22 protein-coding genes are annotated in these 20408 nt (G+C 45.2%); 3 read left to right on the top strand and 19 right to left on the bottom strand.

Annotated features, from left to right (window positions below; all coding sequences use genetic code 11):
• Positions 1-221 precede the first annotated feature (221 nt).
• Positions 222-857 (top strand): hypothetical protein, encoded by a 636-nt coding sequence (locus tag JHC35_RS02025; RefSeq protein ID WP_295041715.1) that lies wholly within the window; start codon positions 222-224, stop codon positions 855-857.
• Here JHC35_RS02025 and ruvX read toward each other — a convergent pair.
• The 10 genes from ruvX to JHC35_RS01975 form a co-directional block, all read right to left on the bottom strand.
• Entirely contained in the window at positions 842-1240 is a 399-nt protein-coding gene (gene ruvX / locus JHC35_RS02020; RefSeq protein ID WP_295041717.1) for a Holliday junction resolvase RuvX, read from the bottom strand. The genes JHC35_RS02025 and ruvX overlap by 16 nt on opposite strands.
• On the bottom strand, positions 1240-2589 hold the full coding sequence (gene mnmE, locus JHC35_RS02015; protein ID WP_295041716.1) for a tRNA uridine-5-carboxymethylaminomethyl(34) synthesis GTPase MnmE: 1350 nt from the start codon (positions 2587-2589) through the stop codon (positions 1240-1242). Before mnmE ends, ruvX begins: the two co-directional genes overlap by 1 nt.
• Complete coding sequence (locus JHC35_RS02010) at positions 2583-3383, bottom strand: Jag N-terminal domain-containing protein (protein WP_295041714.1); 801 nt, start codon at positions 3381-3383, stop codon at positions 2583-2585. Before JHC35_RS02010 ends, mnmE begins: the two co-directional genes overlap by 7 nt.
• Complete coding sequence (gene yidC / locus JHC35_RS02005; protein WP_295041713.1) at positions 3370-4980, bottom strand: membrane protein insertase YidC; 1611 nt, start codon at positions 4978-4980, stop codon at positions 3370-3372. The genes JHC35_RS02010 and yidC overlap by 14 nt, the downstream gene beginning before the upstream one ends.
• The gene (gene yidD / locus JHC35_RS02000) at positions 4974-5306 is read right to left on the bottom strand and encodes a membrane protein insertion efficiency factor YidD (RefSeq protein WP_295041712.1); all 333 of its coding nucleotides are present in this window, start codon (positions 5304-5306) and stop codon (positions 4974-4976) included. The genes yidC and yidD overlap by 7 nt, the downstream gene beginning before the upstream one ends.
• Complete coding sequence (gene rnpA / locus JHC35_RS01995; RefSeq protein ID WP_295041711.1) at positions 5284-5628, bottom strand: ribonuclease P protein component; 345 nt, start codon at positions 5626-5628, stop codon at positions 5284-5286. Before rnpA ends, yidD begins: the two co-directional genes overlap by 23 nt.
• Positions 5629-5639: 11 nt before the next feature.
• On the bottom strand, positions 5640-5774 hold the full coding sequence (gene rpmH / locus JHC35_RS01990; RefSeq protein ID WP_013459438.1) for a 50S ribosomal protein L34: 135 nt from the start codon (positions 5772-5774) through the stop codon (positions 5640-5642).
• Positions 5775-6011: 237 nt separating this feature from the next.
• Positions 6012-6365 (bottom strand): hypothetical protein, encoded by a 354-nt coding sequence (locus JHC35_RS01985; protein ID WP_295041710.1) that lies wholly within the window; start codon positions 6363-6365, stop codon positions 6012-6014.
• Positions 6366-6373: 8 nt separating this feature from the next.
• The gene (locus JHC35_RS01980) at positions 6374-8953 is read right to left on the bottom strand and encodes an AAA family ATPase (protein ID WP_295041709.1); all 2580 of its coding nucleotides are present in this window, start codon (positions 8951-8953) and stop codon (positions 6374-6376) included.
• Positions 8954-9030: 77 nt separating this feature from the next.
• Complete coding sequence (locus tag JHC35_RS01975; RefSeq protein WP_295041708.1) at positions 9031-9729, bottom strand: DUF445 domain-containing protein; 699 nt, start codon at positions 9727-9729, stop codon at positions 9031-9033.
• Positions 9730-9802: 73 nt separating this feature from the next.
• Here JHC35_RS01975 and JHC35_RS01970 point away from each other — a divergent pair, with 73 nt between their 5' ends.
• Both JHC35_RS01970 and JHC35_RS01965 read left to right on the top strand, forming a co-directional pair.
• A complete protein-coding gene (locus JHC35_RS01970) occupies positions 9803-10282 on the top strand; it encodes a hypothetical protein (RefSeq protein ID WP_295041707.1) in 480 nt (159 codons plus the stop codon).
• Positions 10282-10707 carry a hypothetical protein gene (locus tag JHC35_RS01965; RefSeq protein WP_295041706.1) on the top strand — a complete coding sequence of 142 codons (426 nt, stop codon included), beginning with the start codon at positions 10282-10284 and terminating at the stop codon, positions 10705-10707. Before JHC35_RS01970 ends, JHC35_RS01965 begins: the two co-directional genes overlap by 1 nt.
• Here the strand turns inward: JHC35_RS01965 and JHC35_RS01960 are convergent.
• From JHC35_RS01960 to JHC35_RS01920, 9 genes are all read right to left on the bottom strand, one after another.
• Complete coding sequence (locus tag JHC35_RS01960) at positions 10698-12005, bottom strand: aminopeptidase P N-terminal domain-containing protein (protein ID WP_295041705.1); 1308 nt, start codon at positions 12003-12005, stop codon at positions 10698-10700. The two genes, JHC35_RS01965 and JHC35_RS01960, sit on opposite strands and share 10 nt — an antisense overlap.
• 120 nt (positions 12006-12125) lie before the next feature.
• The gene (locus tag JHC35_RS01955; RefSeq protein WP_295041704.1) at positions 12126-12620 is read right to left on the bottom strand and encodes a chemotaxis protein CheW; all 495 of its coding nucleotides are present in this window, start codon (positions 12618-12620) and stop codon (positions 12126-12128) included.
• A gap of 2 nt (positions 12621-12622) precedes the next feature.
• The gene (locus JHC35_RS01950; RefSeq protein WP_295041703.1) at positions 12623-15004 is read right to left on the bottom strand and encodes a chemotaxis protein CheW; all 2382 of its coding nucleotides are present in this window, start codon (positions 15002-15004) and stop codon (positions 12623-12625) included.
• Between the two features lie 10 nt (positions 15005-15014).
• Positions 15015-15959: a chemotaxis protein gene (locus JHC35_RS01945; RefSeq protein ID WP_295041702.1), complete on the bottom strand. Its 945-nt coding sequence runs from the start codon at positions 15957-15959 to the stop codon at positions 15015-15017.
• Entirely contained in the window at positions 15956-16699 is a 744-nt protein-coding gene (locus tag JHC35_RS01940; RefSeq protein ID WP_295041701.1) for a UDP-2,3-diacylglucosamine hydrolase, read from the bottom strand. The genes JHC35_RS01945 and JHC35_RS01940 overlap by 4 nt, the downstream gene beginning before the upstream one ends.
• Positions 16689-17702, bottom strand: coding sequence for an N-acetyl-gamma-glutamyl-phosphate reductase (gene argC / locus JHC35_RS01935; protein ID WP_295041700.1), 1014 nt, complete (start codon positions 17700-17702; stop codon positions 16689-16691). Before argC ends, JHC35_RS01940 begins: the two co-directional genes overlap by 11 nt.
• Positions 17689-18186, bottom strand: coding sequence for a transcription elongation factor GreA (greA, locus tag JHC35_RS01930; protein ID WP_295041699.1), 498 nt, complete (start codon positions 18184-18186; stop codon positions 17689-17691). The genes argC and greA overlap by 14 nt, the downstream gene beginning before the upstream one ends.
• 51 nt (positions 18187-18237) lie before the next feature.
• The gene (locus JHC35_RS01925; RefSeq protein ID WP_295041698.1) at positions 18238-19992 is read right to left on the bottom strand and encodes a GGDEF domain-containing protein; all 1755 of its coding nucleotides are present in this window, start codon (positions 19990-19992) and stop codon (positions 18238-18240) included.
• Positions 19993-20037: 45 nt separating this feature from the next.
• Positions 20038-20408: hypothetical protein (locus JHC35_RS01920; protein WP_295041697.1), on the bottom strand; the 371-nt coding region annotated here is incomplete at its 5' end.

Below are 20408 nucleotides of genomic sequence, written 5' to 3'. Positions count from 1 at the left end.
TGCTTTTGATAATTTCGATATTACAATCTCTATCGTAGTAAACGTTCAATGCCATAAAGGTGTCCTTAAAAGTAAGCTCATAGGCTTAAAATTTGGCGAATTATACCCCACTTTTGCATAAAAATTTATTAGCGCACCCTTAGATCATTGCGCTAAATCGACTTCTAAGGGTGCATAATTGATCGCATGTTACAATTCACCCAAAAAACAGGATGCATACGATGCGAAAATTCAACCTTTTTAACGAAATCATCATTGTCAACAAAAGTGATTTTTTACGCGCGGCGAATTCGGCAAAAGAGTTTGCTATCTCCTATAGCGGCGAAATTGTTTATGCACCGTTTGAATCATCGCTCATTAGTATTTTCGAGGGTTCAGTACCTCCTATTTCACCACTGAGCAGCGATCTATCCCGTCCGATCAGTTCAATGCTGGGAACAAATTACCGTATTGTCGAAGACGACGATCGACTTTTGATCAAAGCTTTCGGCGCTTGGCAGAGTATTATCGGATTTAACCAAAAACGCGCTTTGTATGATGATACGAGCGGAGACGGTATAGACCGCTTTGCCGACTCCACCATAGAACAAATCGGCTGGCACGCGACCGAATTCAACATTCGCTATCGTGAGATCGTTGAAGAGTTTGAAGAACATTGCGACGGCCTTTTGATCTGCATTGAAAAAGAAGAGCCCTACCAATTCAGTGGTCTTGGTTTTTTATTTGATTTGGAACACGCACGTAAAATCGCGTTTGACTATTGTGCCAGAGAGATCAAAGAGAAATTGAAAAACGACGAGGAGTTCGCCACACTCACCGATGATGAGGCAGAAGCCAAAGACTATTTTTTAAGCTGATTTAAATACCGTTCTAAAATGATCTTTGCCGAGAGGGAATCAATCCGCCCGTCACGTTTGTAGCGGATTTCCCCTTTCATCAGTTCTTCGGCTTCTTGGGAACTGTGCGATTCATCCTGATAGGCGATCTCTCCGCTAAATTCGACCAAATTCATAAAATGCTCTACTCGTCGACGCATCTCATCCTCCGTCGTACTTCCCATCGGAATACCGACCACAACCGTCGTTGCCTCGTATTCATTTAACACTTTTTTAACATCGTTGGCGGCTTGGTTGCGATTTTTCCGCTCAATAGCAGGTAATGGGGTGACGAGTCCGTTTCCATAGCTGAGGGCTAATCCGATCCGTTTTAATCCCAAATCGATTGCGATGATTGCGCCCATCATTTCCCCAGACAAAACTGTCCGAACATTTTGTCGAACATCTCATCGAGCTCGTAGGGTCGGCTGATGGAAGCGACAGCACGTATCGCAGCATTGATATGAAATGAGAAAAATTCTAGCTCCCCGTCATGTAACGGTTCATACGCTTCATCGATGGAGCGGATGGCATTCTCAGTAGCACTAATTTGCCGTTGTGAAATAAGCATCATCTCTTCGCCGTCGTTTTCGTGATCCATCAGGCTGCTCAGCGTATCAACCAAAACCTGCGTATCTTGTTTACAGCTCAGACGGATCGGATTATAGTGCTCTATTGCTGCACTATCAAACGACTGAGGTAAATCCGATTTATTCAAGAGACAGATAAACGGTTTTTCGTGACGATAGCGCTCGATGAGATCGATAATGGCGCGATCTTCCTCATCGATATCGCGACTCGAATCAAATAGAGCAATCACTACATCAGCATTCTCTATTGCGACAATGGAGCGCTCAATCCCGATCCGCTCGATCTCATCGTGTGCGTTGCGTATCCCTGCCGTATCAACCAGACGGATCAGATGGGTACCGATCCGCACCTGCTCTTCGATCGTGTCACGGGTGGTCCCAGCGATGTCACTAACGATCGCACGCTCATAATCGAGCAGTGCATTGAGAAGCGAGCTTTTCCCGACATTCGGTTTTCCGACAATCGCGACCCGAAACCCCTGCATCAATCCTGAACGTCTTCGGCTCGATTCGAGAGTACGAGAGAGGGTATGTTTGATCTTCTCCAATTTCACTTCAATCTGTTCGACTACATCTTGGGGCAAATCCTCTTCGGCGTAATCAATCACGACCTCCGAATACGCCAATATTTCGAGCAGCGAATCGCGAATTCCCTCGATATATCCGCGCAACTCCCCCTTCATCTGACGGGCCAATATCCGTGCGGCATCATCACTTTTGGCTTCAATCAGTGCAGCAATCGCTTCGGCTTGGGTTAGATCGAGCCGCCCGTTTAAAAATGCCCGTTTGCTAAACTCTCCCGGTTCAGCCAATCGCGCCCCTTCACTCAAAACAGCCCGTAACAATGATTCAGCAACGACATAACCGCCGTGGCATTGAAATTCGACAACCTCTTCTCCGGTAAAACTGCGTGGTGCCTGGAAGTAGAGCACAATCGCTTCATCAATCAAAGTACCGTCTTTGTGATGGAGTGAGGTTAACGTAGCGAAGCGGGGTTGAAGCTGGCTTTTTTGGGTGAGTTTTAGTGCTATTTCATACGAGCGATCTCCGCTGAGACGGAGAATCGAGATAGAGCCGATGCCGTTTGCAGTGGCAATGGCGGCGATAGTCTCATTCATCAATATTCGTGATAGCTGTTGATGATGATAAACTTACCGCCATCACGGGTCGAGCGGATAGCCACATAACGATCCGGATAACGGTCGCGAAGTTGTTTCAAAGCGATTTGAACCAATACACCATCAAGTACTTTGGTTTGCGCACGACCTTCTTGATCGATGATTTCACATACATTGATCAAATAGCGGGAGATTGACTCCTCTTGGTTTTTCAAGAACTCGGCAATTTCCAAACGCAGTTGCATTCCGTAGACAGCATTAATCCAGTTGAAAAGCATATAGGAGAGTGCTTTGTAACGGTACCCCTCTTTGCCGATCATCAGTGCCGCATCGGGACCTGTAAACTCGACAAGCAAAGTATTTTCATCATAAACACTGACATCGATTTCGTTCATCTCAAAACAGATATCTCTGAAAAGGAGATTGATATGTTCTTTGACTTCATCGGCACACTCTTGCGCTGAAAGCTGATACATATCATCATCAAATTCCCGTTCTTCTTCAAAATCATCCGCTTGTTCATAGAACTCATCACCCAATACCAATTCTTCGGGTTCAAATGCTACTGGTGCAGCGATTGGGGTTTGAACTTCTATCGATGCAGGAGTATCGTGTTCAATAGTTTCGAAAACTTTTTGCGGTAAATTGGCAACAATAATTGCCGATTTTTTGAAAAGGCCGAGCACCCCTTTTGAGGGGAACTGAACGATTTCAACCTGAAGAGCGGTTACGGAACACCCAAATTCAGCGGCCGCTTGTGCGTACGCTTGCTCTAATGTCGGAGCTTCAATCTTTTTCATGGTGCTTTTCCGCGAGATGGGCTTCATGACGTGCTGCGCGAGCCGCCTCGAATTGTTTATTAACCATGTATTGCTGCGCAATGGAGAAAATGTTATTCACAAACCAGTACAACACAAGCCCTGCTGGGAAGGTGAAGAAGAAGAACGTGAAAATCACCGGCAAGAATTTAAAGATTTTTTCCTGCAACGGATCGGTAAAATTGCTCGGTGTAATTTTTTGTTGGTAATACATGGTTGCACCCATCAAAATCGGAAGGATGTAGTACGGATCCATACGGGACAAGTCATGCACCCACATAATCCACGGAGCCCCTTGTAGTTCTACCGCATTCAAAAGAACACGATAAATCGCAAAGAAAACAGGAATTTGAAGCAACAACGGCAAGCATCCGCCAAGCGGGTTGGCACCGTGTTTTTTGTACATTTCCATCACGGCTGCATTCATACGGGCCGGATCGCCTTTGTATTTTTCCTGAACCTCTTTGATACGCGGGGCAATCTCTTTGATCTTTTGCATAGAGACCATCCCTTTGTGGGTCAAAGGGTAAAGGAAAATACGGATGATTACAGTCAATGCGATGATGGACCATCCCCAGTTACCGATAATACTGTGCAACCACATCAAGATTTTGAAAATCGGTGCCGCAACGAATGTAAACCAGCCGTATTCGATCGCATTGACCAATACCGGATTAATCGCTTCGAGGGTTTTGTGCTCTTTTGGCCCGATATATCCGTTAAATGTGAAATTCGCTGTCCCTTCCAAATAGGTTACAGGGTTGCTGTTTGCATCGCGATCAACCGTTACTTGGGTTGAGGGATCAAAACCGTAGATAATCAATGCGTAATACTGATCAAATGCCGAGACAAAATGAACGTCCGTAAAGAGTGAACGCTCTTTGACATCTTTATCTTTGAAAATAGTGGTTAATTTGTCACCCGAATAAACCATATCTCCGACAACCGTCATCATTTGTTCACTGATTTGAGGGTGTTGTCCGAGGTAGAGCGAATAGCGTTTCTCATTGGATAACACAATCTTTGCATCATAGTGACCGTCTGAATAGAACGTCAATGTTTTCGTAACACTCAATTCCGGAAGGTTTTGCGTCAATACGACAGTCGCTTTTCCGTTTTCGCCCAAAGCGATATTGGTCGAATCACTCGTAAACGGTGTTTTTGCCGCCATCTCATTCAATGCCGCATCGGCAAAACGCATTTGAAGCGGTTTTGCACCGACAGATGAGATCAGTTCTGCAAGCTTTCCATCTTTTCCGTTATGTTTTGAATTGCTCAAAATCACTGATGAAATACGTCCGAGGGTATCGATTTTAAGGGTGAACTCTTTAGCATTGATCGTTGTTAGCGTATCGGTAGCGACGGTTTTTACTTCGGCAACATTGGTAGCATTCGAATCGGTCGGGTTTACCGTCGCTGAAGATTGTGCCGCCGCAGGTTCAACGTGAGTTTTTTGAGTAGAATTCATTTCATTTTTAGCGGCTGTCGGTGGAAAAAGGGTCGTATAGCCTATAAAAAAGACAAAAGATAAAGCGATGGCAACAAAAAGTCGCTGATTGGGAGTAAATTTTTCTAACACTGTGGACCTTTAAACTTAAAATTTTTTATCAGAAAATAATTCTGTTGATAGGGAACAAACCAGTATTTTATCGTATTTATCGAAAGTTCGGAGGGTTTTAATATCGGTTTGCTGATAATCGGATAATCTATTCCGCCAGGAAACAGTTGATTGCATCGTAAAATACGAAAAAACGTGGAAGTAAACGCTCGAAGAAGGGTGTTTCGCTCAAACTGCCATAGAGCATATTCAGAACATGAAGGATAATGGCGGCACGAGCCTCGGGTCACCAAAGAGAAAGAGTGCCGATATAGCCAGAGGAGTTTAAGAAAGAAGATTCTTACCATCACCTGCTCCCGCCATAGCACCCGTCCGTTTTAAAACATATTTGCAGTCGCGTCGCACATCTTCAAAAGGGTTGTCAAATAACCCTTTTTTGGCGACAAAAACGTACCATCCGTCTTGCAGTGTTGGTGAGAGTTCATCAAAAAGAGCCCGAAGACGTCTTTTGCATCGATTTCTCACAACCGCGTTTCCGACTTTTTTACTGGCCGTATATCCAACTTTTTTTTCTCCCGACACAGGGAGATAGAACAACGCGATCGAAGTGCTGTGGGCATTCTTGCCGCGTTGATAAACACGCTGAAACTCGCTGTGAAGCTTCAACATCGAAAAGCTATTTAGACAGCCAATCGTTTTCTACCTTTAGCACGACGTGCATTCAATACACGGCGGCCGTTTTTAGTCGCCATACGCGCACGGAAACCGTGCGTACGTTTACGTGGCGTATTATGCGGTTGGTATGTTCTTTTCATAGCCATTCCCTTTAGAAATTTTTAGCACGCAATAATAGACAAATCTTACTTAAAGAAGGGTTAAGCTAAATAAAAGCTTGTTAAAGTTCTTCAAAAACTGTCCGATATTGTCACTAAGATTCAAGCGTATCGAAAACGAACAATCTCTTTCTTTGAGTGAAAAAACAACGCCCGATTCCAAAGAACAGTCCTTAAAATCATCGAGAGCTTCAATAAACCTTTCAAACCCCTCTACGCTTAAGGCTTCAAAAACTCTCTCAAAGTCGGCATCACCGACTGCCCCTTCGGGGCGCTTTCCAAATCCAAATTGACTTTCAGCTTCATATGACAATCACGGCATTCACGAATCACCGCATGTTCGGCTACCCGCACTCCCTCGATCTTTGCCACCGGATGGCACGCAAAACAATCACTTCCGCAATCGGCCATTTTTGCCGGATCGGCACTATGACATTTAATACAGGTCGTCATCGGTTTATGCCGTTTATCGGTATCGATATTTTTGAGCAATGCGGGGTGGCAGGTCATACAATCCCCTGTACATCCCCACAACGGCAACAATAATAGAAAGAGTAAAACAATCGTTTTCATGAAACGGATTATGTCACGGTTACGTTAATCTCATCACCTGAAGCGTCAAATGTCACCGATGAGCCCTCATCCACCTCTCCGCCAAGGATCAAATCGGCCAAACGGTCTTCGACGATCTCATAGAGTGCCCGTTTCAATGGGCGTGCACCGTAGACCGGATCAAAGCCCGCTTGGGCGATATAGCGTTTTGCACTATCGGTAAGTGTCAATGTAATATCACGCTCTTCCACCTTTGCCGCAATGTCTTTGAAGAAGAGATCAACGATACTAAGAATCTGAGCTTCACCCAGAGGATTAAAGACTACAACATCATCCAGACGGTTCAAAAACTCCGGTTTAAAGTGTTGTTTGAGTTCACTCAGAACCATCTCTTCGAGTTTCGGATCACCGTGATGTGCCATAATCTTGTCGCTAGCGATATTGGATGTCAAGATAATGATCGTGTTGGTAAAATCGACCACCACTCCTTTATTATCGGTCAGACGCCCGTCATCGAGTACCTGAAGCAATACGTTAAAGACATCGGGGTGCGCTTTTTCCACCTCATCGAACAAAATAACGCTGTAAGGTTTGCGGCGTACCGCTTCGGTCAGCTGCCCCCCCTCATCAAATCCGACATACCCCGGAGGGGCACCGACAAGACGTGACACGGCGTGTTTTTCCATATATTCGGACATATCAATACGGATCATCGACTCAGAACTGTCGAAAAGGAATTTCGCCAGTGTTTTCGCCGTCTGTGTTTTCCCTACCCCAGTAGGACCGAGGAAGAGAAACGATCCGATCGGACGGCTCTTATCGGAGAGTCCCGCTTTGTTACGTTTGATTGCTCGGGCTACCGCATGGGTTGCACGCTCTTGTCCCACAACATCATGATTCAGCTCCTCTTCGATATGAAGAATCTTCTCTTTTTCACTTTGGAGCATTTTATTGACCGGAATTTTTGTCCAGCGGCTCACGATTCCGGCAATAGAGGCTTCATCAACACTGTTTTTGAGCAATGTTCCGAGTGCAACCATCTCTTTCCACTTCTCTTGAAGTGCTTTTTCTTCCTCAAATAGTTTCGGTATTTGTCCGTATTCGATCTCGGCCGCTTTATTAAAATCAGCCGACTGTTTTGCGATTTCGGCTTCACGGCGTTTGGATTCGATTTCCGCTTTGATCTTCGCAAAGCGTTCAAACACCTCTTTTTCATGGGCAAACTGTGATTCCAAGCTACGTCGCTCTTCGTCTGCGTCTGCCAATTCGCGCTCAATCTCTTCGAGACGTTTGATATTGGCTGCCGACTCTTCCATTTTCAACGCCTCTTTTTCGACTTGCAGATTTGTGAGTCGGCGCTTGACGCTCGCCAAAGCATTCGGCTCAGACTCGATCTGCATTTTCAGCTCGGCTGCCGCTTCATCGATCAAATCGATCGCTTTGTCCGGCAGGAACCGATCATTGATATAGCGATCGGAGAGTTTAGCAGCCGCTACGAGTGCGGAATCGATGATCGTGACATTGTGGTGCGCTTCGAGACGCTCTTTCAATCCTCGAAGAATCTGGAGCGACTGGTTGACACTCGGTTCATCCACACTAACAGGCTGAAACCGGCGTTGCAACGCTGCATCTTTTTCAAAATACTTCCGATACTCCTTAAGCGTCGTTGCTCCGATCGTATGCAATTCTCCCCGAGCAAGAGCCGGTTTGAGGATATTCGCCGCATCCATCGATCCCTCTGATGCTCCCGCTCCGACGATCGTGTGGATCTCATCAATAAAGAGGATGACATTTGAGGATTTTTTCACCTCATCAATGACCGCTTTGAGACGGTCCTCAAACTCTCCGCGATATTTTGCCCCGGCGATCAGCGCGCTCATATCCAGCGCAACGACCCGTTTGTTTTGGAGACTGAGCGGTACCTCTTTATTATAGATGCGCTGTGCCAGTCCCTCGACAAGCGCTGTTTTACCGACTCCCGGTTCACCGAGAAGGATCGGGTTATTTTTCGTCTTACGGATCAGAATCTGCATCATCCGTCCGATCTCTTCGTCCCGTCCGATCACCGGAGAGAGTTTCCCCTCTGCGGCTTCACGGGTCAAATCGATCCCGTATTTTGAAAGAGATTCAAGATTTTCATCGGCGGTTTGGGATTCGATCTTTTGCCCTGCACGCATAGATTCGAATGTTTTACGTAATTCAAAGACGTTCACATATCTTTCAAGAATTTCTTTGAAAGGCGTCTGGTTTAAATTCCCCATTAAAAAGGTATCAATCGCTACAAACTGATCTCCATTAGCTGCCATTTCTGCTAACGCCCGTTCAAGCGCATGAACGAAATTTCGAGAAAGTCGGATACTCTCTTTTGTGAGCGATGAGGATGTCGGAAGTTTTTTACTCTCACTTTTGACATCGAGTTCAATCGCCGTTTTATCAACTCCCATTTTTACTAGAGCTTGATTCAGAGGGGAATTGCTGTTTGCAAGCAACGCCCAAAGAAAATGGATCGGTTCTACTTCGCTGTTTTTATTGTGTAATGCCAAAGAGATCGACGACTCGATCATCTCGGTCATTTGATGGGTAAGTTTTTCAAAAATATTCGCTGACATAAAATTCTCCTAAATTGAGTTACAAGAATTATAATACTTTGAGTCAAGTATTGTCAAGTATTTTTAGTCTATTGACCCTATATTATAAAAATACTTCCCAATCCAAGCAATCCTCCAAACACTCCGCCCCACACAACAAGCCATCCTAAATGCTCTTTTATGAGCGTATGAAGCATCTCTTTGACCATTATCGGGGTCAGCTCGGCCAAACGGCTCTCCACAATGGTCTCGATAGCACCCGATAAATCCCCGCTTCCTTGATGCAAATGACTATTGAGTGCATTCAGGAATGATTCGCTTTGAGAAATTTCGATCGTGGAAACTTTGATCTTATCTAAAAACGGCTCTTTGAGTTTAGCGATAATCGCTTCCCCGCCGAACATCCCAATCATCCCCCCCATGGGCGATTCCATCACACTTTTCACCAAGGCATCGTAAGCCGGCGTAAAGTCGGTTTGTTCGATGACAGGTGAGAGATCGATGCGTCTCTCTTGAGAAGTCACAAAACTTTCAATTTTTTCAGGGGTAAAAAACTGCTCCATAATCAGTTTTTTGAGTGCTTCTCGGATCGATTCAAACCGATCCAAAATAATCCCTGAACCGTACAGAAAGGGTACTTTTTCAAACAGCATATGAATTGCCAGTTGATTAGTCACCGCACCGGAGAGGGCAAACAGCCCCGCACTACGTAGTGCCGAACCCGTCATCCCATCCAAAGTGTATGATGCTCCTACGATTCCCAATGAGATTACGTTTGTCAACCATCCTTTATCCATTTAGTCGCCTCCTATTGTTAATACGGGTATTATACAAAAAAGGCTAAAGTTACATCCAAAAAAAGGGGACAATATGACGGTGCATTCCATGGAAACACTCCTCAAATCGGCTGAAACCTCTATGATTTTGGGATCTATTTCCGCCCGACTGGAGCGAAGTGATGAAGCCCCGTTTTGGAAGCAAAAAAGTCTCCCGCTGTGCGAAGCTATTCTCAGTGTTTTGATCCCTTTACGCGAACAGCATCTCCTCTTTGATCCAGAGGGGAACCCGCATGCGGAACTCTCTTCTGAGCTTTTTTTACGCTGGTGCGATCTTTATAGTCTCAAAATTCTCGCTTTTACCCTAGCCAAAAGCAACGAACTTGGCAAACTCTCGCGTACCAATATCACTACCGATGCGTATCAACCGATCGATTTGGAGATACTGGGAAAATATCTCAGCAGTTACAGCGTCAATCTCGAGAACGAAATGGTTGATTTCCCTAAAACCAACTACAATCTCCATATCGGTATGGCCTCATTGATCACAAAAATACTCAAAGGAAAAATCTAATGCAAGAAATGAAACCTCTCAAAATTCACGGTTATCTCTCATGCAATGAAATTGAAAAGCATTTAGAAGGGGTGGAGTATATTATGATGGCCGCACCCTCACTGATTACCGATGAGTTGCCTATTCATTTTACAATCATTCTCAATACGGCCGATGTCATCCCCGAAGAGATCAAGCCGCTCATTTTAGAAAAGTTTTGCCATGAACACGCTATTACAGCCACGAGTCATGTCCTGAGTAATGTAGAACGTATTGCGTTTGCGATGACGACCCAAGAGACCCCAATGCCCAAACATATCGTCGATGATGCCGAAGCACGGACGATTCCGTGGACATTGCTGCATATTATCGATTTTTTAGGGGATTCGGAAAGGTTCAAAGAGGCAAAAGACGGTCTCAGCGGATGGACATATAGCTATAACTGATTGCACATCCCCTCGATTTCTTCCACACTCTTGGCAATCATCGCTGAGAGGTTCTCGTATCCGTTTTCTGTGACAAGGATATTGTCCTCGATGCGAATACCGATACCCCGATAGCGTTCAGGGACACTCTCATCATCGGCTCGGAAATAGAGCCCCGGCTCGATCGTCATCACCATCCCTGCTTCAAAGGCTAACGACTCACCCGATTCATCCACATACGGACACGGATCATGCACGTCCAGCCCCATCCAGTGCCCTATCCCGTGCGGAGCGTATTTTTTGTGTTCTTTTGCGTCCATGAGTGCTTGTCGCTCACCGTGCAACACGCCCAAAGTGATCAAAGCGTCGCACAGCAGCTCTTCACTATAGCGTTGAAGCCAATCGCGTTTAACTCCCGGTTTAATGGAATCGATCACTTTTAACTGCACGTCCAAAACGGCGTTATAGACTTCGCACTGAGCCCCGCTGAATTTTCCGTTGATCGGAAAAGTGCGGGTAATATCGCTGGCGTAGAGTTCCCATTCACAGGCGGCGTCAATCAGAACCAAATCTCCGTCGCGCAGATCATCGCGATTGTCAACATAATGCAGCGTATTGGCATTATTGCCCCCAGCGACAATTGACCCATACGCTTCTGCGGATGCGCCGTTACTCAAGAAAACGTAGTTCATTGCGGCTTGGAGTTGATATTCTTTCATTCCGCTCTTACAGACTCGCATCGCTTCATGATGTGCTTGAGTCGTAATAGAAATCGCTTTTTTGATCATATCAATCTCTTCGGGGGTCTTAATCAGACGCAATGAGCGGACAAGATACGTCACATCGTGAATCGCTCGAACATGACGTTTCACACCGCGCATACTGTGAAGTGTTTGAGCTGCGTTTTTGGCTTCGCTTAATCTCGGCGAATCGTTGTAAAGATCGATATAGAGATTGATGTGTTCTCGCAAAATCTCTTGCATCATCTCTTTGTAAGACGCTATGTCATGTACTTCATCAACGCTAAAACGTTCCCGTGAGCCTTCAACTCCGAGTCGTGCTCCATTCCACAGTGCATGCTCGGCATTATAGGCTTCGACAAAGAGATAGGTTCTGATTGATTCGGCGGTTTTGGTCAAAACGAGAATCGAGTTGTCTTCTTTAAAACCGCAAAGGTAATAAAAATCGCTATTTTGACGGTAAGGAAATTCGGTATCGTTTGAACGGGTTTGGATAGGTGCAGAGGTGATAATCGCTACCCCATCCTCCATCATGGAAAGGAGTTGAGTGCGACGATTGTAAAAGTGTATTTCATTCATGGCGATATTGTGCCATAAATATTAAAAATCGCAAGCGATTTTGGGCACTCTGCCGAAGAGAACCCAGTGTTAATATATCTAATCGGGACGAGTTCCGATTAGTGTGAATAAAAAGCTAAATTAAAAATTTCGCTCCAAAAGTTTATCAACCTTGAGAATCGTGATGATGCGGTCGGATTGTTTCCCGACACCGTCAATCATACTCTCTTCTTCATTGATCGTATCCGGTGCAGGGCCTACATCTTTTTTCGGCAAGCGGATTGCTTCAGTCAAACGGTCAATCACGAATCCGGCAACATCATCTCCGTTTTTGATGACGATAAAACGTGTATCTTCAGTATGTTTCATCGTTTCCAATCCGAAACGTGAACGCAAGTCAATCAACGGAATAACGGCACCGCGGAGATTAAACACCCCCAAAATATAGCTAGGAGTTTGCGGGACACGGGTCCAAGAGATCGGCTTAATGATCTCTTGAATACTCAAAATGGGTACCGAAAACTCTTCATCTCCCACGATGAAACCGACCAATTGAATCACTTCATCGATTTTCACATCATCTCCCGAGAGGGTTTTGTGCTGTTTATTGATAATTTGCTGCAGTTTTTCACTCATAGTTATAGCCCCTCGTTGAACTTGATATTACGTTTGACGACACTCATCAGATATTCCGGAGAGTATGGCTTGGTGATATATTCGACCATTCCCGATTCGACACCACGCATCCGGTCAGCTTTTCCGGTACGTGATGTAACGGCGATCAACGCAAGATTTTTGTACTTGTTGTATTTTTTAATCTCAGCAGCCAAGGTGTATCCGTCCATTCTCGGCATTTCAATGTCGATTAACATTGCATCAAAATTATGATCACCCTGCTTCAAGATATTCAATGCTTCAACACCATCGGTCGCTTCGACGATCGTGATCCCCATCGGTTCAATCGATTTACGCATAATGGTACGGTCTGTTTTTGAGTCATCAACGATCATCACACAATAATCGCTCGCGGAGCTTTTGGCCGCGACTCGCCCTTTGTTCTCCGCACTCTCTTGCCCGACAGTCGATTTTACCGATTTTGCCATCTGCATCAATGCCGCAACGTCAACGATCAAGGTTACGCCCCCATCCCCGCGAATCGTAGCACCGGCGATCCCTTCGATCCCTTTGAGGTATTCACCGAGTGATTTGATAACGATCTCTTCTTGGCCGACCAATGAATCGACGATAAGACCAATTTTGCTCTCTGCAAGACCGAGAACAACGACATAGGCGTGTTCACTATTGTCAAATACCCGTTCGACTTCAAAAATATCACCGATATGTACCAAAGAGAGAACTTCGTCACGCAAACGCATAACGGAGCGGTTTTCAACGGTATAAATCTCATCTTTGCTGATACGTACCGTCTCAAGAACCGATGCAAGCGGAATAGCGTAATACTCTTCTTGGACACCGACGAGCAATGCTTGAATGATCGCCAACGTGAGCGGAATTTTCAATTTCATGGACGTTCCGCGTCCCACTTCGGAATCGATATCGATCATACCGTTGAGTTTTTCGATATTGGTTTTTACCACGTCCATACCGACACCGCGTCCTGAAACACTGGTGACTTGTGCGGCAGTAGAGAAGCCCGGACGGAAAATGAGACCGAAAGCCTCTTTCTCTGACATGCCATCAGCCTCTTTTTCGGTTACAATCCCTTTTTCAATCGATTTTTGTTTGAGCATTTCCGCATCAAGACCTTTACCGTCATCGATGATCTGAATAACGATATGGTTCCCTTCGTGATATGCTTTTAGCTGAATCGTTCCTACCTCTTCTTTTCCTGCTGCAAGGCGGGTTTCAGGTGTTTCGATTCCGTGGTCGCACGAATTACGGATGATATGAACCAACGGATCACCGATCTCTTCGACGATCGATTTATCCAGTTCGGTCTCTTCACCGGTAATTTCGAGTTCGATTTTTTTGTTGAGCTCGCGTGAGAGGTCACGAATCATACGCGGGAATTTGTTGAACACTTTCCCGATCGGAAGCATACGCGTTTTCATAACGGCGATTTGCAAATCGGTGGTTACCAATGAAACGATTGAAACAACTTGATTCAACTCTTCGAGGAAAGCTTCCCCTTCGTAGCGCTCTTCAACGTCGTCATTAATTTTAATCAAACGGTTTTTACCGAGAACCAATTCTCCGATTAAGTTCATCAAATGATCCAAACGTTTGACATCAACACGGATTGTTTGCTCCACAGCTGAACCGCCGCGGCCTTCACCCTCATCTTTTGACTCTACTTTGCGCGGGGTCGGAGCAGCTTTAGGCGCTGCCGGTTCTGTTTTCGCAACGGCTACCGGAGGAGTAACCGGTGCTTTTACCGGTTCAGGTGCCGAAGCTGGAGCGGCAGGTTCTGATTTTTGCTCTTCATCATGAGATTTTCTGGCCCGTTTTGCAGCATCTTCGGCTTGGCGAATAGCGATAAGGCGCTCAATCTCCGCTTCCACTTCTTCTTCGCTCATTCCAGAGTAATCGGGTTCCTCCTCAGAAGAGGCAGTTTCGACTACCGGTTCTGGAGTCGGTTCGGGAGCAGCAACCGGAGCAGACGCAGGAACAGCGGTACCGTTTGCAACTGCATCCAGACGAAGAACACACGGTTCTACTTCAAGTCCGCTATCTTCACCGCTGTCTCGGATACGGACCAACAAGGCTTTCATCAAATCGATCGATTCGAGGATAACGTCCATTACATCCGCATCAATTACCAAATCGCCGTGACGCGCCATATTGAGCAAATTTTCCATATGATGGGTCAAATGGGTCAATACATCGAAGTTCAAAAACGAACTTGCCCCCTTGATCGTATGCGCTACACGGAAAATGCGATTGAGCAAATCTAAATCATCCGGTCGTGATTCGAGCTCAACAAGGTCTTGATCAAGCTGTTCAATCAGTTCGAACGATTCAACTAAAAAGTCCTGTAATATCTCTTGAAATTCATCCATAGCTTAACCCCTATTGAATATGAGCACGCACGACACGCGCTACTTGATCGTAAAATAAATTGGAATCGAATTTCACTAGATAGGCTTCTCCGCCCGCCTCTTTTCCGCGAATTTCACTAAAATGATCGCTGATTGACGAGTTAAATACAATCGGAATCATTTTGAACCGCGGATCGGCTTTGACATTCGCCGCAAAGTGAAATCCGTCCATCAACGGCATTTCAATATCAGATGCGATGAGGCGAAGCTTCGTTGAAATATTTTCACCGTATTTTGCATACAAATCTTCCAAAATTTGAAGCCCTTTTTGCCCGTCAGTCGCTTCAATGACATCAAAGCCCATTTCTTCCAGCGCTTCTTTGATGATGCGACGCGCGGTTGAACTGTCGTCCAACAATAAAACATATCCGCTAAAATGGTATTTTCCGTCTTCCAATTTACCGCTTGCCGGCTGATACAAACCAAGTTCTTGAACAACGCTTTCAAGATCCAAAATCAACAATACCGCATCGTCTTCGATACGGGTTACCCCGGTAATTTTCGAACTATCCATTCCACCGTCTCCCGAGACAAACGATGCCGGCTCAATATCTTTCCAGTTGATACGGCGGATACGTTTGGCTTCATGGACAACAAACCCGATCAAAATGTTGTTGAACTCGGTGATAATAACCCGTGACTCGTTGTTAACTTCATCCGGTGTATCTACACCCATCCATTTTGCCAAGTTGACCACGGGGATAACAACACCGCGCAAATCGAAGATTCCCTCGATAAAAGGCGGGGTTCCCGGTAGTTCGGTCAATTTCGGAAATCGGATGATTTCACGAACTTTGGCGACATTAATACCATATATCCCTTCGTATACCTCTCCGTTTTCACGTTTAAATATACGAAAATCGACCAGCTCCATCTCGTTGCTACCGACTTTTAATACCTCTCCTGGTCCCTTCATAGGGGCTCCTTACGAAAAACTGACTCGCATATTAACGGCATATTATGATTTGATTGTACAGTAAAGTATCTTTCATTGCAAGCAAAAGCGGCAAGGTTAATATACTGTAAATTTTCGCTCTCAAAAAAGCGATTTTGATGAAAATGGCCCTCGATCAACACATCTAAACCAGCGATTTTTAATTCGTCTAATCGTGCTTCAATCAATGCCTCAAAATGATTGATCGGACGACAATGATGTTTTCGTTTCATCATCCGCTCCAGCCATGAAACAATAAAGCCCCTCCCCATAGTATCAATGATGCGAAGAACCGCCAACACCAAAGGGCTTCGGATCAATGCCGTGTAAATCTCATATCCGATTCCCATCGCTTTGTCTCCGTGGGAGAGGGCTACGGTTTTGCCTTCATATTCCAATATCAGCGGCTGGTGTTGACGTCGTACCACCTCGATTTTAGGAAACAAATCGGCGAGCAAAAAATCGTGGTTTCCCTCCAAATAGATGATTTGTATTTTTTCCGAAAGGCGGTTGAGCAGATCGATCCCTTGCGTATTATAGTGATAGGTTCGCGGTATCGGGCCATAAAGCATATCGAAAACATCGCCCATCAAAATGAGCTGAGCAGTAGCGATAAACCCAGAGTCAATAGCCAGCAAAAAATCGATAAAAGAGGTGCGCCATGGGGCGCAATGGGCATCAGCGATAAGGATCGCTCCCGCTTTGAGTGTTTTAGGGGACATACGAGATTTTAGGGATGCCGAGAGTTTCGTCCAATCCCATCATGATGTTTGCATTGGCCAAAGCCTGAGAACTCGCTCCGCGCATCAGGTTATCGATCGCACACATCGCAACCAAAGCGTTTCCGTGACGTGCGGCATATACATCGGCGAAGTTGGTTCCTGAGGTCATTTTCGTATGAGGGGGAGTATTACGCACACGGACAAACGGTTTATTCTCATAAAATGCGCGCATCAACTCCATCGGATCGCAATCGCTTTTCAACGTTGCATACACGCATGCGAGCATCCCGCGTGTCATCGGAACAAGCGAGGGGACAAACGTCACTTTTACCTCATCGTTGCACAATACCGATGCGTGCTGCTCAATCTCGGTCGCATGACGGTGTTTGATAATATTGTAGCAATTGATGTTGTCATTCACACTCACATAATGAACCGTCGAACTCGGTGATTTACCCGCACCCGAAACCCCCGTTTTTGAATCGATAAAAATTGGACTCGTAACATCGATATGTTCCAAAAACGGAGCCAATGCCATCAAAGATGCCGTCACATGGCACCCCGGATTGGCTATGAGTTTCGCCCCTTTGGCCGCATTGCCGTGCAGTTCAGGGATCGAATAGATTGCATGAGCGAGGTTATCCAAATCTTCATGCTCGCAATAAAATGCTTCGTAGTTTTCCTGATTGAGGCGATAATCGGCGGAGAGATCGACGACTTTAACCCCTTTTTCTAACAACCCTTTGGCTGTTTGCATTGCCGTTTTATGCGGAAGTGCCAAAAAGACAAGCTCACATAATTCTTTGGCGCGTTTCAAATCAACTTTGTCGACGCGAAGATCTGTGACCCCCAACAGTGATGGGTGTAGCTCGCTAAGCGTTGTCTCACCTTCGGTATTGGCGCAATAGGTAAGGGTAAAGACCGGATGGGAAATGAGCATTTTTGCGAGTTCCAGCCCAGTGTAGCCGCTGACTCCGATAATACCGACATTAATGCGATTCAAAAACGATCTCCTGATATTTGACTTCGATCACTTCAAAATTTTTAGCTCCACCGGGGAGTTTTGCACTAAACTCATCCCCCTCTTCGCGTCCGAGAAGCTGTTTTGCTAAAGGTGAGTTGAATGAAATCAAACCGCGATCGGGGTTACTCTCGCACCCTCCCACAATCGTGTAAGTTACTTCTTTATCACTCTCCAAATCGCACAAAACCACCGTCGAACCGAAACTGACGCGGGCATGTTCGAGTTCGCTCGGATCAACGATCTGTGCACGTGAGATCATATCTGCGAGTTCTGCAATGCGGGTTCCGATAAATGCTTGTTTTTCACGTGCCGCATGATATTCTGAATTCTCTTTGAGATCTCCGTACTCTTTGGCACGGTCTATTTCGACGTTTACGGCCGGAAGATCGACAGTTTTTAGGGTATTCAATTCATCCGATAGTTTCTGAAACCCGTATTTGGTCATCGGTTCTTTTTGTTCCACTGTTTGCTCCGAAATATAGTATTAATAGAGCATTATACCAAAGCTATGGTCTCAATTTCCGATGATACTCATATGGTTGGGTGATTTTTTAGCAGTTTTCTTCTCCATCGCAAACATTCGTTGAAGATGTTCACCCGTTTGAATTTGCGATCCGTTCCCGATTTTGACAACCACTGCACTCACTCCGAGGAGTTTAAACTCCCGCATATTACCGTCTCGATCTTCGGCTACGATACATCCGCGTTCCCTATCTGCAGGATCATAAAATGCCCGAACCTCATCACCGAAGGATCGAATCAACCCTTCAAGCTCACTGCATACGTTTTCAAACGTATGTTTTTCGTCCAAAATAGCTCCGACAAAAAAATCATCCCCGCCGATATGCCCTTTAAAAAAATCGCTGGAAAGCTTTTTGTGCATCAGCTCCGCAAACAGCAAAATCACCCTATCGCCGTTGCGAAACCCGTAATAATCGTTGTAGGGTTTAAAATGGTCAAAATCGAAATAGACCAAGACGGCACTAACACCGCTCTCAATCGTATTGGCGATGTATTCATTAATCCTAAAGTTTCCCGGCAACCTTGTCAGCGGGTTTTCATCCCGTGCGCGAATCAGATTGCGTTCATGAACCACTTCAATCATCTCTCTCGCACTCAAATAGCCGATATAGCGGGAAGATTCGACGATCAACACCCCAGGTGCATTTTGTGAGAGCGAAAACAGTTCAATCATCGTCTCCAAAGGCATCGTCAAATCTACTACAGGAATCGGCTCAATGTACGTTTCGAGAGTAGAGAGATTGGATGATCGATTCTGCGCCAACGAACGCCCATACGGAGAGCATGCGATCGCTTTTAGATTATGCTCGTGAATAATTCCGACCGGATGCATCGCCTTGTCCACAACAGGGACAAGATAGCTCCCCTTTTCGTTCAACAAATCAAGGAGGGTCTCAATCGAATCGCCCAACGTTATCGATTTGAGCACTTCAAGACGCTTCAAAATTATTTTCTGATTACTCGGTGCACGCCGCTCTTCTTTGAATTGAGATGCTTGGGTAAGATACTTTTCGACAATTAATGTGCAATCGGTCTTAGGTCGTTGCACATAATATCCCTGAACCAAATGGCACCCGATCTCTTTGCATACTAATAATTCGCGTTCATTTTCAACCCCTTCGGCAACGACACGGCATCCCAATAGTGTGGAGAGCTGTACCATATTTCGGGCAAGGAGCTTTTTTTTCGGATCTCTGTCAATTGAAGTTAGAAAAAAACGGTCTATTTTTATGATGTTAGGGGTGGAATGATAAAGAAGTTTATAGCCTGATTGTCCAATACCGAAATCGTCAATCGCAATACAAAATCCCTCATCACTATAGTGATGCATTAACCTCGTAAAATGCTCGAGATTGAGTATTTCATTGTGTTCGGAGAGCTCAAAAACAATCGATTTCGGATCAAGAGAGAAACGCTGGAGCAACCGATGGGTATTCCCTTTTGAAAAATCGGTCATCTCCAATACACGATTATCGAGATTGTAAAAGAGTTTGAGCGACCGATGCCCTTCTATCGTGCAAAATTTCTCAAATACCTTTTCGCGAAGCCGAATATCGAACGTATATAAAACATTATCCTCATACAAGTGATCGAAAAACGATTCAATTGAGTCATATCCCAACGTATCGGTACCGCGAAGAAGTGCTTCTACGCCAAAAATACTTCCCGAATGGATATCGACAATCGGCTGAAATGCCACATCCAACACGTCAAGATAATGAAAATAAAGGGGGTGCAGAGGTTCCATGAAAGAGAGTATAAAACTCTCACATCACGAAAAGGTTACAGACGTTTACATCCAAAGCAGTATATTTAATCCGATGCTCAAAACCAATATTATCGGGAACAACCGATACAAATCAGAAAGTTTAAAAAGCGGTTTCCCATCCACGAAAATGCCCACCTGAACGGCTGTAACAAACATCGAAGCGATGATCGCAAATAAAAATATGCTCGGAACCCACCGATACGGGTTGACATGAGCATAGCCATACAACACGGTGCCGATCACCGACATAATCATCAAAACATGAACCATTTTTATCGTTCGATTCATCCGTTCTTCTTTTTTGTGGACGCGTCCTATTTTGAAATAAAACAGTGCCAAAAAAAGTGCGGTATAAAAAACCATACTCTCATCCCTCATTTTTTCGGGATTGTATC

Origin of the sequence: Sulfuricurvum sp. (genome assembly GCF_022759005.1) — a bacterium.
Taxonomy (GTDB): domain Bacteria; phylum Campylobacterota; class Campylobacteria; order Campylobacterales; family Sulfurimonadaceae; genus Sulfuricurvum.
This window is presented reverse-complemented; position numbering and strand designations above follow the sequence as displayed.

Bases quoted from the DNA above. Each gene is read 5' to 3' on its own strand.
- JHC35_RS02025 (WP_295041715.1), top strand. From the start codon at position 222: ATGCGAAAATTCAACCTTTTTAACGAAATCATCATTGTCAACAAAAGT.
- ruvX (WP_295041717.1), bottom strand. From the start codon at position 1,240: ATGGGCGCAATCATCGCAATCGATTTGGGATTAAAACGGATCGGATTA.
- JHC35_RS02010 (WP_295041714.1), bottom strand. From the start codon at position 3,383: ATGAAAAAGATTGAAGCTCCGACATTAGAGCAAGCGTACGCACAAGCG.
- yidD (WP_295041712.1), bottom strand. From the start codon at position 5,306: ATGGTAAGAATCTTCTTTCTTAAACTCCTCTGGCTATATCGGCACTCT.
- rnpA (WP_295041711.1), bottom strand. From the start codon at position 5,628: ATGTTGAAGCTTCACAGCGAGTTTCAGCGTGTTTATCAACGCGGCAAG.
- rpmH (WP_013459438.1), bottom strand. From the start codon at position 5,774: ATGAAAAGAACATACCAACCGCATAATACGCCACGTAAACGTACGCAC.
- JHC35_RS01985 (WP_295041710.1), bottom strand. From the start codon at position 6,365: ATGAAAACGATTGTTTTACTCTTTCTATTATTGTTGCCGTTGTGGGGA.
- JHC35_RS01980 (WP_295041709.1), bottom strand. From the start codon at position 8,953: ATGTCAGCGAATATTTTTGAAAAACTTACCCATCAAATGACCGAGATG.
- JHC35_RS01975 (WP_295041708.1), bottom strand. From the start codon at position 9,729: ATGGATAAAGGATGGTTGACAAACGTAATCTCATTGGGAATCGTAGGA.
- JHC35_RS01970 (WP_295041707.1), top strand. From the start codon at position 9,803: ATGACGGTGCATTCCATGGAAACACTCCTCAAATCGGCTGAAACCTCT.
- JHC35_RS01965 (WP_295041706.1), top strand. From the start codon at position 10,282: ATGCAAGAAATGAAACCTCTCAAAATTCACGGTTATCTCTCATGCAAT.
- JHC35_RS01960 (WP_295041705.1), bottom strand. From the start codon at position 12,005: ATGAATGAAATACACTTTTACAATCGTCGCACTCAACTCCTTTCCATG.
- JHC35_RS01955 (WP_295041704.1), bottom strand. From the start codon at position 12,620: ATGAGTGAAAAACTGCAGCAAATTATCAATAAACAGCACAAAACCCTC.
- JHC35_RS01950 (WP_295041703.1), bottom strand. From the start codon at position 15,004: ATGGATGAATTTCAAGAGATATTACAGGACTTTTTAGTTGAATCGTTC.
- JHC35_RS01945 (WP_295041702.1), bottom strand. From the start codon at position 15,959: ATGAAGGGACCAGGAGAGGTATTAAAAGTCGGTAGCAACGAGATGGAG.
- JHC35_RS01940 (WP_295041701.1), bottom strand. From the start codon at position 16,699: ATGTCCCCTAAAACACTCAAAGCGGGAGCGATCCTTATCGCTGATGCC.
- JHC35_RS01925 (WP_295041698.1), bottom strand. From the start codon at position 19,992: ATGGAACCTCTGCACCCCCTTTATTTTCATTATCTTGACGTGTTGGAT.